The following is a 15788-nucleotide window of genomic DNA, read 5'->3' as shown; positions in this document are numbered from 1 at the left end:
GTCCGAGCGCGGTGGCCACCGCGCTCGGCTCCTGCCAGGACACCTCGCGAGGAAGATCGCGGGCGGATCGCAACCAGCGATCCGCCCGCACCTCATCCGATCCGGACCGGCTCGGCCGCCGCTATCGCCGCGTCCAAACGCCTGTGGGCCGGGCCGCTCACCTCGCCGGTCAGGGCGTCGAGGGCCGTCCAGGCCGCGCCGAGGACCGGGGGCCGATCCAGCGTCGTGTATCGCACGGCCGGATAGGTCCGGGCCAGGCGCACGTCCAGACGCCGTTGCAGCGCTTGGGGAGCGGCGCGCAGGATGCCGCCGCCGCCCACCACCGTGAACGGACGCTCGGCCATGCCGAGACGGTTCGCGGCGGCCCGGATCATCGCGGCCACCTCGTCGGCCTGGCGCTCCACGACCGCGTCGGCGCACGCGTCCCCGGCCTCGGCGGCCGCGAACAGGTACGGGACCAGGCCGTGGACCGTGTCCCGCTCGAAGTCGCCGAAATGGAGCCCGATGGAGGCCTCGGCGACGGTCTCGGTGCCGTAGTGGTCGAGCACGGCGTCGACGAGGGCCGTGGCCGGGCCGCGGCCGTCCTCGGCCCGGGAGGCCGCGTACAGGACCGCGTCGCCGAGGTCCTCGCCGCCGCCCCAGTCACCGGTGGTCGGGCCGAGCGCGGGGATGCGGAACCACTCGCCCTCCTCGTTGCGGCCCACGCCGTTCATGCCCGCGCCGCAGATCACCGCGACCGCGTTGCGGTCGTCGGTCCCGGCCCGGAGCACCGCGAGCGTGTCGTTGTCGACCTGCGCCCCCTCGGCCCAGTCGCGCGAGCGGGCGTCAGCGGTGAGTCGTTCGACCTCGACCGGCAGGTCGGCCCCGGCGATCAGGGCGTCGACCCGCGCGAGGGGCGTCCCGCTCCCCCACCCGGCCTCGGCGCGGGCGGTCTCGATGAGCTTGCCGAGGAAGTCGATCGACTCGCGGTAGCCCAACCGGTGCGGGGACGAGGTGCCCGCGCGCACGAACGCGGCGAGCTCGCCGTCAGTCGTCGCGGCGACCACGTCGGTCTTGGAGTTCCCGCCGTCGATGGCGATGAACGCCCGGAGTCCGTTCACGCCCAAGGCAGGTGGTCCCGCCCGGTCGCGATGAGACGGCGGGTCAGGCCCTCGGCCAGGTCGTGCTGGCCGACCAGCGGGTGCGCCAGCAGCGCCTCGTAGACCCGGCGCTCGCCGCCATGTACCGCGGCTTCGACGCCGAGCTCCTCGTAGGCGGCGACCGCGGAGACGAGCCCGCGCTGACGGGCCCCCAGGGGTTCGCGCACGACCGGGGTGATCACTGCGTCCACAGTGGCCGATACCTCGATGACCGAGGAGTCGGGCAGGTAGGGCAGGAAACCGTCGTTGCGGATGTTCACGGCATGGACCGCGCCGTCCTCGGTCAGGAGCGAGCGCATGAGCGCCACGGCGGCCTCGGAGTAGTACGCGCCGCCGCGCTGCGAGAGCAGGTCGGGTTTGCGGTCGAGGGTCTGGTCCTGGTAGAGGTCCCACAGCTCGGCCTCGATGCGGGCGACCTCCTGGCCCCGCGAAGGAGCGGTGCGCATGTGCTCGACTTCGGCGTCGTGGGCGTAGAAGTAGCGCAGGTAATAGGAGGGGACGCGGCCGTCGGCGAAGGTCTCGGCGGGCAGATCCACCTCTTCGGCGACGGTGTCGCGGCGGGACTGCAAGAGGTCGGGGAGCACGTCGCGGCCGTCGACGCGGACCGCGGTCTCCCAGGTCAGGTGGTTGAGTCCGACGTGGTCCAGCGTGACCTTCTCGGGGGCGAGGTCGAGCAGGCCCGCGAAGCGCCGCTGGAACCCGATCGCCACGTTGCACAAGCCGATCGCCCGGTGCCCCTCGTCCAGGAGCGCGCGCGTGACCATGCCGACCGGGTTGGTGAAGTCCACGATCCAGGCCCCGGGCGCGGCCAGCCGGCGCACCCGCTCGGCGATGCCGAGCACCACCGGGATGGTCCGCAGCGCCTTCGCGAGGCCGCCAGCGCCGGTGGTCTCCTGGCCCACGCAGCCGCATTCGAGCGGGAACGCCTCGTCGGCGATCCGGGCGTCCTGGCCGCCGACGCGCAACTGCAGCAGCACGATCGAAGCGCCGTCGACGCCGCGGTCGAGGTCGGACGTCCACGACACGCGCGCCTCGCTGCCGTGCCGCCGCACGATCCGGCCCACCAGCGGGCCGATCCTCTCCAGTTTGTCCGCGGCCGGGTCCACCAGCACGATCTCGTCGACCCCGAGGGCGGCGGCGGTCGCGCCGAAGCCCTCGGCGAGCTCAGGGGTGTAGGTGGATCCGCCACCGACGACGGCGATCTTCATGCAGGTCCTCTCGATAAGGGGTCGGAGCGCAGGGTCGCTCGACATAATAGATAGGTTATCTAACTAACTAATATCTGTCAACGCGGAACAACCTCGCCCGGACCCGAATCCTTTCGCCCCGCCACGACCTCTTATACAGGTGCCGACGATCATCGGCACCGAACCAGGAGGTCGTCTTGATCATCACCGTCGCCGTCATCGCCGCAGTACTGCTCATGGGCGCGTGCAGCTACCACCTGCTCCGCGGGCGCAGGCGGGCCCGTGGCTGAATCCTCCTGGCCCGCAGAGCAACTGGTCCTGGCGGCCCAGCGCGGCGACGCCGACTCGATCAACGCCCTGGTCTCGGGCCCGCACGCGAACGTGCAGCGCTTCGCCCGCTCGCTCTGCGCCACCCGACAGGACGCCGAGGACGCGGCGCAGGAGGCGCTGATCATCCTGTACCGCAAGATCGGGATGCTGCGGGCCACCGGCGCGCTGGCCTCGTGGATGTTCCGCATCGTCCGCAACGAGTGCCTGCGGCGCGCGAAGACGCTGTTCGACTCCGCGCCGGTCCCGGACTCGGCGGTGCGCTCGGCCGAGGAGGAGGCGCTCGAACGCATCGAGGCGGGCGCGGTCGCCGCGGCCGTCGCCGCGCTCCCGGACGACCAGCGCCGCGTCCTGATCATGCGGGACGTGCTGGGACACAGCGGCCGGATGACCGCCGACGCGCTCGGGCTCAGCGTCACCGCGATGAAGTCGCGGCTGCACCGGGCCCGGGCCAACGTGCAGCGGTCGCTCGGTGCCGCGACCGTGAAAGGAGAGAACGTTGACGAGAAGTGAGTTCGCGAGCCCGAGCCTCGCCGGGCACCTGGTGCGGGGCGCGATCGGGTTCGGGGCGCTGATCGCCTCGTTCGCGCTGATCCCGGCCACCGGGCCGGTGAGTCTGCTGCTGTTGCCGGTCGGGGTGGTCGCGCTGCGCGGGTGCCCGGTGTGCTGGGCGGTCGGTCTGATGGAGACCCTCTCGCGGGGCCGGTTGGAGCGCAGGTGCGAGGACGGCCAGTGCCGGCTGCATGTGGCCGAGCGGCGGGGTTCGTCGTGAGACCGGTGACAGTGCGGGTGCATTGGGGCCGGTACGGGGCTCGTTGAGGCGCGGGCGCTCTCGACGACGGTCGGGGGCGCCCGTTTTTCGGAGTACGATTTCGAGCGGCCCATTGCCGACGCCTCTTGGCTGGGTCTCCGTCCCTGGTTTCCCATGCACGCTTGTGCTGCCGCGGCCCGGTCGCGCAGCCCCCGCGAACGAGGTGTCGCCCCATGTCCGCTCCCGCACCCTCCGATTTCGACCGCCGCTCGGTCGCCGCGCTCATCGCGCTGGCCGTGGCGGCGTTCTGCTATGTGACCGTCGAGACCGCTCCGGTGGGGCTCCTCGGTCAGATCGCCGATGACCTCGACGTGTCGTTGTCGCAAGTCGGCCTCCTGGTCACCGGGTACAGCGTGACGGTCGCGGTGATCACGCTGCCGCTGGTGAAGCTGTTCTCGCGGGTGCCGCGGCGCCCGCTGCTGCTGGTGCTCATGGCCGTGATGGTGGTGGCGACCGCGGGTTCGGCCGCGGCCACGCAGTACGAGATGCTGTTCGCCGCTCGGGTGGCGACCGCGTTGAGCCAGGCGGTGTTCTGGGGCATCGTGGGCCCGGTCGCGGCCGGGATGTTCCCGCTCCGGATGCGGGGCAGGGTGATGGCCGTGGTCTACACCGGTGGTTCGATCGGCCCGATGCTCGGGGTGCCGGGGGTCGCGTGGCTCGGTCAGCACATCGGGTGGCAGGCCGCGTTCCTGGCGCTGGCGGGGATGGGTCTGGTGGCGCTCGCGACGCTGTTCGCGGCGTTGCCGTCGAAGCCGACGCGCAACGAGCACGCGGGGCGGGGCACGACCCCGGACGCGCGTCGGTTCGCTCTGGTGCTGGTGACGACGGTGCTCGCGGTCGCGGGGTTCTTCACCGTGTATACGTATACGTCCACGATCATCACGTCGGTGGCCGGGATGTCGGCGGCGATGCTCGGGCCGCTGCTGCTCATGCGGGGCCTGGCCGACTTCGGCGGCATCGCGGCGGGCGGGTTCCTCTCCGACCGGAACCAGCGGCTCGCGGTGGCGCTGCCGATGGTGCTGCTGACGGCGATCTTGGCGGCCTTGTGGCTGCTGGGGACGAACCCGTGGGTGGCGGGCGGCGTGATCGTGCTGACCGGGGTGGCGATGGGGGCGTTCAGTCCGGCGTTGCAGAACCGGGTCATGGAGTTCGCGCCGGGCAGCACCGACACCGCTTCGGCGGCGAACTCGGTGGCGTTCAACATCGGCATCGCGCTCGGGTCCTCGCTGGGCGGTCTGACGCTCGCCCACGCTGGGGCCCAGCACATCGCGTTGACGGCTGCGGCGTTCGCCGCCGGGGCGGTCGTGGTGTGCCTGTTGATGACCGAGCCCGCGAAGCGGCCCGCCGAGCCGGTGGCCGCGCGCTCTTGAATCAGTCCTTCGGCGGCAGCGGGAAGAAGCCGCTCGTGCGGCGCACGTAGGCGGCGTAGCCGGGGCGTGAAGCACTGAGGTGGGACTCCATGAGCGGCTTGCCGGTCTTCGCGGCCAGGAAGTAGGTCATGACGGCGGCCGAGAGCACGGTCGCCGCGCCCGCCCAAGTGCCGCAGGCGGTCAGGTAGAGGCCCCACCACACGCACGCGTCGCCGAAGTAGTTCGGGTGGCGGGTGTAGCGCCACAGGCCGGTGTCGAGGACGCGGCCGCTGTTGGCCCGGTTGCGGCGGAACGCCTGGAGTTGGGCGTCGCCGACGGTCTCGAAGACCATGCCGACCATCCACAGTGCTGCACCGGCCCACAGGAGCGGCCCGGGTGGCGAGGGGTCGTACTGCGCGAACTGCACCGGCAACGACACGAACCAGGCCAGCGCGGCCTGGAGGAGGTAGACCATGCGCAGCGCGTAGAGGCTGCGGGGGCCTTTGGCGTCGTCGAGCATGGCGGCGTAGCGGCGGTCTTCGGGTTCGCCCCAGTTGCGGGCGGTGAGGTGGACGGCCAGGCGCAGGCCCCAGGCCACGGTGAGGGCGGTGACGAGCCAGCGCCTCACCGGGTCGCCGTGGTCGTGGGAGAGGACGAGGGTGGTGAGGGCGATGGCGGCGAAGGCGAGGCCCCAGGCGGTGTCGACGACGCGGTGGCGGCCTCGTGCGGTGCCGATGGCGAAGGTGATGAGCAGGACCGCGAGTGCGGTCGCCGCCGTGGCGGCGAGGTTGGTGCCGAGTGCGTTCCAGTCGATCATGCGGCCGCGCCGTTCCTGAGTTCGGTGCGGGTGGCGGGCATGCCGGAGTGGCCGAAGCCGTCGGGGGCGACGGCGAGGATCTGGTCGACGCCCATGCGGCGGTCTTCGAAGGCGAGGGCGGCGCCGACCATGTAGAGGCGCCAGACGCGGGCGGTGGGCAGGCCGACGAGGGCCACGGCGTCGTCCCAGCGGGTTTCGAGGGTGTGGTGCCAGGCGCGGATGGTGCGTACGTAGTGTTCGCGCATCGCTTGGACGTCGCGGACTTCGAGTCCGGCGTCCTCGATGAGGCCGATGGTGTCGCCGAGTGGGCGCATGTGCATGTCGGGGGCGATGTAGGTCTCGATGAAGGGGCCGCCGCCGGGGGCGACGGTGCCGCGAGACATCTGCTGGACGAGGAGTCTGCCGCCGGGGTCGAGCGCTTTGTGGAGCTGGGCGGCGAAGTCGGGGTAGCCGTGGCGGCCGACGTGTTCGCCCATTTCGACGGTGGAGACGGCGTCGAAGCGTCCGGCGTCGATGTCGCGGTAGTCGGCGAGGCGGAAGTCGATCTTGCCGAGGAGGTCGCGTTCGGCGGCGCGGTCGAGGGCGAACCGGTGTTGCTCGGTGGAGAGGGTGACGGCGACGACTTCGGCGTCGTAGTGCTGGGCGGCGTGCATGGCGAGGGCGCCCCAGCCGCAGCCGATGTCCAGGAGGCGGGCGCCGGGCCCGAGGCCGAGTTTGGTGCAGATGAGGTCGAGTTTGTCGCGTTGGGCCGCTTGGAGGTCGGTGGTGCCTGTGGTCCAGTAGGCGCAGGAGTAGACGAGGTCGGGGTCGAGGATGAGTTCGTAGAACTCGTTGGAGAGGTCGTAGTGGAAGCTGATGACCTGTTTGTCGCGGTGCTGGGAGTGGAGCCTGCCGTCTACGGCGTGTTCGAGTCCGGCGGCGCTGGGGCGGGGGCCGATGAGTTTGTGGCGCAGTGCGAACGGGATCGACGCGGCGACGGTGGCGAGTGTGCCTCGGCTGCCGGAATCGGCGGCGGCGCGGTGGATGCGGCGGAGGCCGTCGGTGAGGTCGCCTTCGACGTCGATCTCGCCGAGGATGTAGGCCTGTGCGAGGCCGAGTTCGCCTGGGCGCCACAGGAGTCTGCGGAGGGCGTCGGGGGTGTTGAGGCACAGTGTGGGGCCGCCGTCGGCGGGGCCGGCTTCGGTGCCGTCCCAGGCGCGGACGCGGATGGGCGGCGCGGTGCCGATGGCTTTGGCGGCGAGGTCGTAGAGGTCGGCGGCGAGTGTCATGGTCGGGCCTCCAGGATGAGTTGGCGCACGTCGAGGTAGTCGGTGGCGAATCCGGCCTGGGAGTAGGCGAGGTAGAACTCCCAGGTGCGGCGGAAGGTGTCGTCGAATCCAAGGGTGGCGAGGCGGTGGCTCTGGGCGGTGAAGCGTTCGCGCCAGAGCTTGAGGGTGCGCGCGTAGTCGCGGCCGAAGGCGAGTTGGTCGGTGATGCGCAGTCCGGCGTGGTGGGTGTGCTGCTCGATCGCGGGCAGGGAGGGGATGATGCCGCCGGGGAAGATGTACTTGTGGATCCAGGTGTAGCCGCCTCGGGTGGCCTTCATGCGGTCGTGGCGCATGGTGATGGCCTGGAGACCGATCTTGCCGCCGGGGGCGAGGCTGCGGTGGAGGGTCGCGAAGTATTCGGGCCAGTAGCGTTCGCCGACGGCTTCGATCATCTCGACGCTGAGGACGGCGTCGTATCTGCGAGCGGGGTCGAGGTCGCGGTAGTCGCGCAGTTCGGCGGTGATGTGCTGCGCGACGCCGCGTTCGGTGGCGAGGGCCTTGGCTCTGCGGAGCTGGTTCTCGGAGAGGGTGATGGTGTGGACGGTGGCACCGCGTTCAGCGGCGCGGGTGGCCAGTTCGCCCCAGCCGGTGCCGATTTCGAGGACGCGGGTGCCGGGGCCGACGTCGGTGCGGTCGAGGAGGCGGTCGATCTTGCGGCGCTGGGCTTCGGCGAGGTCGTCCCAGGTGCCTTCGGCGCCGCCGAAGAGGGCCGCGGAATAGGTCATGGTGGGGTCGAGGAACAGCGCGAAGAGGTCGTCGGAGAGGTCGTAGTGCTCGGCGATGTTGCGGCGGGCGTTGGCGCGGGTGTTGTCCTCGGTGCGGGGGCCGCGCCGGGCGAAGGGCTTGCGCAGGCGTTGCAGTGGGGCCGGGACGAGGGTGTCGATGTGGGCGGCGAGCGCGGTGAGGAGCCGGGGCAGGTCGTCGGTGTCCCAGTCGCGGGCCTGGTAGGCCTCGCCGAAGCCAATGAGGCCGCCGGTGCCGATGCGGTTGAGGAAGGTCTGGGGGCGATGGAGGCGCAGGAGCGGGAGGCCTTCGGGGCCGACCGATCCATTGGGGGTTTCGACGCGGAGCGGGACGCGGCCCGCTATGCGGCGCATGAGGGTCGAGGCGATGCCGGCGCGCAGCGGCGCGTGGGGCGCGCGAGCCACGTCGGGCCAGCGCCGCGGGTCGGTGCGGGTGTCAGTAGGTGTGTTCACTGTGGACCTCTCGTTCGGGTTCGCGACGGTGGACGGGCAGTCCTCTGGCCCACAGGGCGATGCCGTGGGCTCGGATGCCGGCGGTGACGGCGAGGGTGTTGAACGGGTGGCGGATCGTGGCGGCCAGGAGTGCTCTGGTGCCGGCGGGCCTGCGGCGGCCGGTGACGGTGGCGACGAGGGTCGGTTCGCCGTCGAGGTCGTAGGCGACGGCGAGGTGGAGCCGGTCTGCGGGTTCGGGGAGGGTCATCCGGTAGTCCCCCGCGACGGGCAGGAACGGGGAGACGTAGAAGTCCTTGGCGGTCTCGGCGCGGCCGCGGGCGTCGGGGGTGAGGAGGTAGCGGTGGCGGCCTTGGTAGGTGTTGTGGACTTCGGCGATGACGCAGCGCGGGCCGGTCTCGGGGTGGCGGCACCAGTAGACGGTGAGCGGGTTGAACACGTGCCCGAAGGCGCGGGCGTGGGCGAGCATGCGGATGCGGCAGCCAGTGAGGTCGATCCCTTCGGCGGCGGCGAACTCGGTGAGGCTGTCGCGGAGGGTCTGGCCTTGGGCGGTGATGTGGTCGCGGGTGCGGAATCGGGCGAGGGGCCGCAGCCAGGCGGGCGGGCGCGGCGGGTCGTCGATGTCGAGGAGCCAGTAGAACGTGCGGTGTCGCAGCCGGTGGGTGATCGGGCGCAGGCGGGTGTGCCGCACCGTGGCCTCGTAGAGCGCGGCGCCTCGGGCCCAGCCGGTCACCATGGCGCGCCCAGGCTGGTGGCGGCCGCGACCCCGGCTCGGCAGCCGTCTTCGTGAAAGCCCCAGCCGTGGTAGGCGCCGGCGAACGCGGTCCGGCCGGTGTTGAGGTCGGCGAGTCTGCGTTGCGCGGCGAGCGCGGTCGGGGTGTAGACGGGATGCTCGTAGGTCATGGCGGTGATGATCCGGTCGGGGGCGATGCGGTCGGCTTCGCCGAGGGTCGCGACGACTTCGGATGCGGTGTCGAGGCCTTGGAGGCGGCGCAGGTCGTAGGAGACTTCGACGCCGCCGGGTCCGGGGCGGCAGCTCGGGAGGAGGTAGTTCCAGGAGCCGCGCGCGCCCAGGCGTTTGGGGAGCGGCGCGGGGTCGGTGTGGAGCACGGCGCGGTTGCGGGAGTAGGTGAACGCGCCGAGGACGGTGCGTTCGTCCCTGGTGCGGTCGGTGAGGAGGCGCAGTGCCTGGTCGGGGTGGGTGGCGATGACGACGGCGTCGTGTTCGGCGCTCGCTCCGGAGGCGAGGGTGATCGTGGCGCCGTCGGCGTGGCGGGTGACGGCGGTGACGGGGGCGGCGGTGCGGACCGTGGCGAGCTGCTTGGCGACGAGGTCGACGTAGGTGCGGGAGCCGCCGACGACGGTCCGCCAGGTCGGGGAGCCGCTGATGGTCAGCATCCCGTGGTTGGCGAGGAACGTGAACAGGTATCGGGCCGGGTAGTCGGGGACCTGGTGCGGCCCGCACGACCACACCGCCGACACCAGTGGGACCACGAAGTGGTCGATGAAGTGCCGGCCGAAACGACCGGCGGCCAGGAACGCGCCGAGTGTCGGCTCCACCCCGTCATTGTCGGCGAGGAGTCGCCGGGCGCGGGCGTGAAACCGCGGGACCTGCGCCAACAGGGCCCAGAACCGGGGGTCTGCGGCGTTGGCGGCCCGCGCGAACAGGCCCGAGGCGCCGCGGGCCCCGCAGTATTCGAGGCCGCAGCCCAGGCAGCGCACCGACATGCTCATCTCGGTGGGCCGCGTCTGGACGCCAAGCTCGTCGAACAGGCGGCACAGCAGCGGATACGTGCGCCGGTTGTGCACGATGAACCCGGTGTCGACCGGGATCGAGCGGTCGCCCAGGCGCACATCGTGCGTGTGGGCGTGCCCGCCGAGGCGGTCGTCGGCTTCGTAGAGCGTGACCGCTGCGGTGCGTTGCAGCAGGTAAGCGGCGGTCAGCCCGGCTACGCCAGAGCCGACGACGGCGATGTCGCGCACGGCCATGCGTCCTCCTCCGAATCGGTGCATCCACGATTCGGAGCCGACCGGGCCGCGGACGGGTCGCCGGGCCCGGAAATCTCACCGGCGCGGCGGCGGCGCTTCGCAGAAGGCGGCGACGGCCCCGATCACCGCGTCGAACCGCAGGGAGTGGCACAGGTCGAACGCGTGCTGGCCGCCGGGCAGCTCGACGTACACGACCGGCACGGCGGCGTCGCGCAGCCCCGCGACGAAGCGGCGCGCGTCGGCCACCGGGACGATCGTGTCCCGGTCCCCGTGCACGATCAGGCAGGGCGGGGCCTGTGGCGAAGCCAGGCCCAGCGGCGACGTCTGCTCGCCGCGGCCGTAATACGTGCCGTAGTAGCCGCCGAAGCCGACCACCGCACTCACCGAGGTGTCGGCGTCCTCGAACCCCGGCTGCCGCGACCGGTCCCCCGCGGTGAACGCCGCCGACGCCGCCAGGTGCGCCCCGGCCGACGAACCGGCCAGCACCACCCGGTCGGGATCGGCGCCCCAGTCGCGGCCGTGCGCACGAACCCACGCCACCAGGCGTTTCGCGTCGACCAGGTGATCCTCGAACGAGAAGTTCGGCCGCAGCCGGTAGTCGGCGCTGACGCACACCCAGCCCGCCTCCGCCAGCCGGTAGAGCAGCGGCAGCGACTGCGTGTCGCGGCGGCCGGAGTTGTAGCCGCCGCCGAAGAAGTGCACCAGCACCGGCGCGTCCTCGGTGTCCTTGGACCGGTAGAGGTCGAGGCGGTGCTCAGGTGCCGGGCCGTACGCGATCCCTGAGACGTGCTCGACCGTGCGGCAGCGACGCAGCAGCGGCGCCAAAACAATACGAACGTATGACCACCGAACGTGGACCGGTACGGGAGCCAGCGCGGCGGTCACGGCCCGCTTCGCCGTCGCGCCTCGCCGGGTCAGTTCGAGCAGTCCGGCCGCGACCAGTGCCGCGGCGGCCAGTGCCAGGCCTCCGGGTCGGGTGAGGGCCGCTCCGGCGGCGAGGACGGCCAGCCATGCGAACGGGGTCTCGTTGACCGTCACCGCGAGGTAGAAGACCGCTCTGGGGGCGGTTCGGGGCCGCGACCACAGCGCCGCCGCGGTCGGGACGGCGATGAGCACCGCGGCCAGGAGGTAGGCGTGCGCCCAGGTCACTGGGCGCCGCTTCGGGCGAGTTTCTCCAGGCGTTCGGGGGTGGGCCATTTGACGTCGGTGGCCCAGCCCGCGTGCTCGAACCAGCGGATGAGGCGGGCGGAGGTGTCGATCTGGCCGCGACCGACGCCGTGGCGGGCGCACGAGGGGTCGGCGTGGTGCGAGTTATGCCAGGACTCGCCGAAGGACATGAGGGCGAGCGGCCAGAAGTTCGCGGCCTTGTCGCGGCTGCGGAACGGCCGTTCGCCGACCATGTGGCAGACCGAGTTGGTCGACCAGGTGGCGTGGTGGAGGACCGCGACGCGGACGAGCCCGGCCCAGAAGAACGCGGTGAGCGCGCCGGCCCAGGACTGGGTGATGAGGCCGCCCAGGATCGCCGGGAGGAGGAACGTCGCGATCGTCCAGAGCCAGAACAGGCGGTCGACGCGGACGAGGTCGCGGTCGGCGAGGAGGTCGGGGGCGAAGCGTTCGGCGTTGGTGGTGTTGTGGGGCTGGAACATCCAGCCCATGTGGGCGTGCCAGAAGCCGCGCGCCAGCGCCCACGGGGAGGTGCCGAACAGCCAAGGGGAGTGCGGGTCGCCTTCCTTGTCGGCGAACGCGTGGTGGCGGCGGTGGTCGGCGACCCAGCCGATGACCGGTCCTTGGACGGACATGCTGCCGAGGATCGCGAGGGTGATCTTGAGGGGACGGGCGGCGCGGAAGGAGCCGTGGGTCAGGAGGCGGTGGAGGCCGATCGTGACGCCGTGGCCGGTGGCGTAGAAGAACAGCACGGCGAGGATCGCGTCGGTCCAGCCGAGTAGGCCGGTGGCCCAGGCGAAGGGGATCGCGGCGACGAGCGCGGCCATGGGGATGAGGAGGAAGAGATAGACGAGCAGTTGGCGGCCGGCGTCGCGGGGCGCGCCGAGCATGGGCCGCGGGCCGGTGCTGATCGTTCGGTCGGCTGCCGTCATGGCCGGGCCTCGCTTCCGCATCGTCCGACGCCGTCACCTCAGGTTCGAAGCGGGCGGGGCCGACGATGGGAACCACCGACAAAAAGTGACTCAGATCACAATTAGTCGAGCGAGCGGAGGGACTGCACGATCTCGGTGAACGCCTCGCGGTCGAGTTCGGCCTTGTCGCTGCGCAGCACCAGGGTCGGGAACTCGGGGTCGGCCGGGTCGTCGAGCACCACGATCGCGACCGGCTCCTCCCACTCGTTGCTGGTGTTGGTGTACTCGGCGTATTCCTGGAGGAAGACCTGCGCGGTGCCCACGCCGGTGTCGACCTCGACCACGTCGAGCGGGGCGGGGACGTCGTCGATCGTGCGGTAGTGGCCGTGGCGGCCGTTGATGATCCGCCCGTCGTCCTCGTCCACGCAGTCGGCGGCGACCGCCTCGATCGTCAACTGGCGGCCGAAGTTGTAGACCAGCACCCGGCACGCCGAGTCCGCGCGCTCAGCAGGGTTCGCGTACACCCCGCTGATCCCGATGTCGGCCGGGACACGCAACTCCACTGCCACATGCTCGTCGTCGATCACGACCCTTCGCGGCGAATCGGACGACGATCCGAGCAGCCCTATCGCCAGCGCCAGGACCAGTCCGATCGCGACGGTCCCTACCGCGCCGAGGGCGAGCCCGAGGAGCAGTCCGCGCTTGGGAGTGAGCGTGCGCATCGGCGGGGTCCTTTTCTGTGGTGGACGGCCATCGTAGGCCGCGGGGGCAAGCCCGATGGCGGGTGACAAGCACAAGGCGAGGCGGTGCGTGTACGTTGCTCAGATCCTCGCGCCTTCCATGCGAAGTGCGCGAACCCCCTGAGAAAGGACCTTCGATGCAGTGGTATCGGTTGGCGTTCAAGAAGTACGCGGACTTCAGCGGGCGCGCCCGCCGCAAGGAGTACTGGATGTTCGTCTTGTTTCACGCGTTGGCGATCCTGATTCTCTACGTGGTCGCCATTGCGGGGATCGTGACGCTGGTGGTCAATTTGCGCGAGCCCTCGCCGCTCTCGGCGCTCCCGGTCATACCGCTCGTGGTCTACGCGTTGGCGACCATCGTGCCGACGTTGGCGTTGATCGTGCGGCGGCTGCACGACACAGGGCGCTCGGGCGGGTGGTACTTCATCGCGTTCGTCCCGTTCGTCGGCGCGATCATCCTGCTGGTGTTCATGTTCGAGGACAGCCAGCAGACCCCGAACCAGTACGGGGAGTGCCCGAAGCCGGTCACCGCGTTCTACCCGTTCCCGCCGCAGTACCAGCCGTATGCGCACCCTTATACGCAGCCGTATACGCAGCCCGGTCCACCCCAGCCGTGAGTTAAGTGACCGGGGTCATATTCGGGGCTTGTCAGGAATCGCCGAGCCGTCTCGTTCAGAGGGCACGCGAATCAGACAGGAGTGTCATCATGAAGCACCGCATCCTCGTCCTCGGCGCCGGATACGCCGGGGCGTTCTCCGCCGGGCTCCTCGGTCGCCGCCTCGATCCCGCCGACACCGAGATCACCGTGGTCAACCCGTCCCCGGTGTTCGTCGAACGGCTGCGCCTGCACCAGGTCGCGGCCGGGCAGGACATCCGGCCCCGGCCGCTCGCCGAGGTCTTCGACGGGACCGACGTGCGATTGCGGCTCGGATACGTCGCCGCCGTCGATCCCGTGCGCCGCAGCGTCACCGTCACCGCTGAAGGCGGCCACGAGACCCTCGAATACGACACGCTCGTGTACGCGATCGGCAGCACGGTCGCCGACCACGGCGTGCCCGGGGTGGCCGCGCACGCCCACCACGTGACCAGCCGGGACGCGGCCCTGCGGCTGCGCGACCGGCTCGACGGCCTCGCCGAGGGCGCGAAGGTCCTCGTCGTCGGCGAAGGGCTCACCGGGATCGAGACGGTCACCGAGATCGCCGAGTCCCGGCCCGGCCTCGACGTCGCGTTCGCCGCGCGCGGGGTCCCCGGGGCGTGGCTGTCCGAGCGGGCGCAGCAGCACCTGCGGCGGTGCTTCGAGCGGCTCGGGATCACCGTCCACGAGCACACCGACATCACCGAGGTCGGGCCCGGCGGCGCGACCTGCGCCGACGGGACGGTCCTCGAAGCGGACGCCACGGTGTGGACCGCCGGGTTCGCGGTGAGCCCGCTCGCGGCCGAAGCCGGGTTCGCCGTGGCCGACGACGGCCGGATCCTGGTCGACGACACGATGCGGTCGGTCTCGCACCCGGACGTGTACGCGGTCGGCGACACCGTCCACGCCGTCGGCGAGAACGGCCGCCCGCTGCCGATGTCCTGCGCCTCAGCGGGGTTCACCGCGCAACGCGCCGTGGCCGGGATCGTCGAGCACCTCACCGGGCACGCACTCTCGTGGGGCCGGCTGGCGTACGTGGGCAACCACATCAGCCTCGGCCGCAAGGACGCGATCCTGCAGCTGGTCGACGGCACGGTCACCGCCAAGTCCTGGGCGCTCACCGGGAGGACCGCGGCCTACTTCAAGGCCTTGGTCCTCAAAGGCAGCGCGGTCGGCACCGCGAACCCCACGTTCGGCGTCCCGGTCCGCAAGCGCCGCATCACCGAGGCGACCAGAGAGGTACTTTCCGCTTAAAGTGGAGGTCATGGACAGCACCGCAGTGTTCGAGGCCAGTCGCAGCCGGCTGGCCTCGCTGGCCTACCGTCTGCTCGGGTCGGCGGCCGACGCCCAGGACGCAGTGCAGGACGCGTTCCTGCGCTGGCAGGGCGCCGAGGTCGAGCGGATCGAGGTCCCCGAGGCGTGGCTGACCAAAGTGGTCACGAACCTGTGCCTCGACCGGCTCCGGTCGGCGCGGGCCAGGCACGAGCGGGCCGTCGGGTCGTGGCTGCCCGAGCCGCTCCTGGACGGCGACCCGATGCTCGGCCCGGCCGACACCGCCGAACAGCGCGAATCGGTCTCGCTCGCGGTACTGCTGCTCCTCGAACGGCTCTCCCCCAACGAAAGAGCGGTGTACGTCCTGCGGGAGGCCTTCTCCTACAGCCACGCCGAGATCGCGCAGATCCTCGACATCACCGAGGCGTCCAGCCAGCAGCACGGCCACCGGGCCAAGCGGCGCGTGGCCGACGCCCACCGGGGCGGCGAGGTCGACCCCGAATCGGCGCGTCGGATCGTGGAGGAGTTCCTCGCCGCCGCAGGCTCGGGCCGCGTCGAACGCCTGGTGGCGCTGCTGACCGACGACGCCACCGCCGTCTCCGACCGCGCCGGGCTCTCCGACGCGATCCTGGAGTTCAGCACCCCGGAGAAACTCGCGGCGATCTTCCGCGCCGGGTTCAAACCCACCGAGGCGAAACGCCGCATCATCGGCGGGTCTCCCCAGATCCACCTCGCCTTCGTCAACGGCGACCCGGCGATGCTCGCCGTCTTCGAAGGCGACGTCGTGGGCATGGTGGCCTTCACCGTCGCAGGCGACAAGATCGCGTTCGCGTGCGGCATCGGCGCACCCCACCGGCTCGGACGCCTCACCGCCGCATGGCGAGAGCGGGAGCCGGGCGAGCCGCTCATCGCGTCCTGGTGAGCACTGGCTTCAAGCCTCAGGCGGTA

Annotated in this window: 16 protein-coding genes; 6 read left to right on the top strand and 10 right to left on the bottom strand. The window is 71.4% G+C overall.

Going from position 1 to position 15788, the window contains the following annotated elements:
- Positions 1-92: 92 nt before the first annotated feature.
- Both AB0B28_RS01830 and AB0B28_RS01825 read right to left on the bottom strand, forming a co-directional pair.
- Positions 93-1100 (bottom strand): BadF/BadG/BcrA/BcrD ATPase family protein, encoded by a 1008-nt coding sequence (locus AB0B28_RS01830; protein ID WP_360114815.1) that lies wholly within the window; start codon positions 1098-1100, stop codon positions 93-95.
- A complete protein-coding gene (locus AB0B28_RS01825) occupies positions 1097-2347 on the bottom strand; it encodes a 6-phospho-beta-glucosidase (RefSeq protein WP_360114813.1) in 1251 nt (416 codons plus the stop codon). The genes AB0B28_RS01830 and AB0B28_RS01825 overlap by 4 nt, the downstream gene beginning before the upstream one ends.
- Positions 2348-2608: 261 nt before the next feature.
- Between AB0B28_RS01825 and AB0B28_RS01820 the strand changes: the two genes are divergently transcribed.
- From AB0B28_RS01820 to AB0B28_RS01810, 3 genes are all read left to right on the top strand, one after another.
- Positions 2609-3166, top strand: a complete 558-nt coding sequence (locus AB0B28_RS01820) for an RNA polymerase sigma factor (RefSeq protein ID WP_360114810.1) — start codon at positions 2609-2611, stop codon at positions 3164-3166.
- Positions 3153-3425, top strand: a complete 273-nt coding sequence (locus AB0B28_RS01815) for a hypothetical protein (RefSeq protein WP_360114807.1) — start codon at positions 3153-3155, stop codon at positions 3423-3425. Before AB0B28_RS01820 ends, AB0B28_RS01815 begins: the two co-directional genes overlap by 14 nt.
- 212 nt (positions 3426-3637) lie before the next feature.
- Positions 3638-4834 (top strand): MFS transporter, encoded by a 1197-nt coding sequence (locus tag AB0B28_RS01810; protein WP_360114804.1) that lies wholly within the window; start codon positions 3638-3640, stop codon positions 4832-4834.
- 1 nt (position 4835) lies between these two features.
- On the opposite strand, the gene AB0B28_RS01805 is transcribed toward AB0B28_RS01810, so the two are convergent.
- From AB0B28_RS01805 to AB0B28_RS01770, 8 genes are all read right to left on the bottom strand, one after another.
- Positions 4836-5630 (bottom strand): DUF1295 domain-containing protein, encoded by a 795-nt coding sequence (locus tag AB0B28_RS01805; protein WP_360114801.1) that lies wholly within the window; start codon positions 5628-5630, stop codon positions 4836-4838.
- Positions 5627-6898 (bottom strand): cyclopropane-fatty-acyl-phospholipid synthase family protein, encoded by a 1272-nt coding sequence (locus AB0B28_RS01800; RefSeq protein WP_360114798.1) that lies wholly within the window; start codon positions 6896-6898, stop codon positions 5627-5629. Before AB0B28_RS01800 ends, AB0B28_RS01805 begins: the two co-directional genes overlap by 4 nt.
- Positions 6895-8133, bottom strand: coding sequence for a cyclopropane-fatty-acyl-phospholipid synthase family protein (locus AB0B28_RS01795; protein ID WP_360114795.1), 1239 nt, complete (start codon positions 8131-8133; stop codon positions 6895-6897). Before AB0B28_RS01795 ends, AB0B28_RS01800 begins: the two co-directional genes overlap by 4 nt.
- Positions 8117-8866, bottom strand: coding sequence for a DUF1365 domain-containing protein (locus tag AB0B28_RS01790; protein ID WP_360114792.1), 750 nt, complete (start codon positions 8864-8866; stop codon positions 8117-8119). The genes AB0B28_RS01795 and AB0B28_RS01790 overlap by 17 nt, the downstream gene beginning before the upstream one ends.
- A complete protein-coding gene (locus AB0B28_RS01785; RefSeq protein ID WP_360114789.1) occupies positions 8860-10119 on the bottom strand; it encodes an FAD-dependent oxidoreductase in 1260 nt (419 codons plus the stop codon). Before AB0B28_RS01785 ends, AB0B28_RS01790 begins: the two co-directional genes overlap by 7 nt.
- 75 nt (positions 10120-10194) lie before the next feature.
- Positions 10195-11268 (bottom strand): alpha/beta hydrolase, encoded by a 1074-nt coding sequence (locus tag AB0B28_RS01780; RefSeq protein ID WP_360114786.1) that lies wholly within the window; start codon positions 11266-11268, stop codon positions 10195-10197.
- Positions 11265-12215: an acyl-CoA desaturase gene (locus AB0B28_RS01775; protein WP_360114784.1), complete on the bottom strand. Its 951-nt coding sequence runs from the start codon at positions 12213-12215 to the stop codon at positions 11265-11267. Before AB0B28_RS01775 ends, AB0B28_RS01780 begins: the two co-directional genes overlap by 4 nt.
- A 101-nt stretch (positions 12216-12316) precedes the next feature.
- Positions 12317-12916 carry a hypothetical protein gene (locus AB0B28_RS01770; protein ID WP_360114781.1) on the bottom strand — a complete coding sequence of 200 codons (600 nt, stop codon included), beginning with the start codon at positions 12914-12916 and terminating at the stop codon, positions 12317-12319.
- 155 nt (positions 12917-13071) lie between these two features.
- On the opposite strand from AB0B28_RS01770, the gene AB0B28_RS01765 reads away from it, so the two are divergent.
- From AB0B28_RS01765 to AB0B28_RS01755, 3 genes are all read left to right on the top strand, one after another.
- Positions 13072-13551, top strand: a complete 480-nt coding sequence (locus AB0B28_RS01765) for a DUF805 domain-containing protein (protein ID WP_360114778.1) — start codon at positions 13072-13074, stop codon at positions 13549-13551.
- 89 nt (positions 13552-13640) lie between these two features.
- A complete protein-coding gene (locus AB0B28_RS01760) occupies positions 13641-14822 on the top strand; it encodes an FAD-dependent oxidoreductase (RefSeq protein WP_360114775.1) in 1182 nt (393 codons plus the stop codon).
- 10 nt (positions 14823-14832) lie between these two features.
- Positions 14833-15762: a sigma-70 family RNA polymerase sigma factor gene (locus AB0B28_RS01755; RefSeq protein WP_360114772.1), complete on the top strand. Its 930-nt coding sequence runs from the start codon at positions 14833-14835 to the stop codon at positions 15760-15762.
- Positions 15763-15788 lie beyond the last annotated feature (26 nt).

Source organism: Glycomyces sp. NPDC046736 (assembly GCF_040645615.1).
GTDB lineage: Bacteria > Actinomycetota > Actinomycetes > Mycobacteriales > Micromonosporaceae > Glycomyces.
The sequence above is the reverse complement of the archived record's forward strand: the minus strand, read 5'-3'. Positions and strand labels throughout refer to the sequence as shown.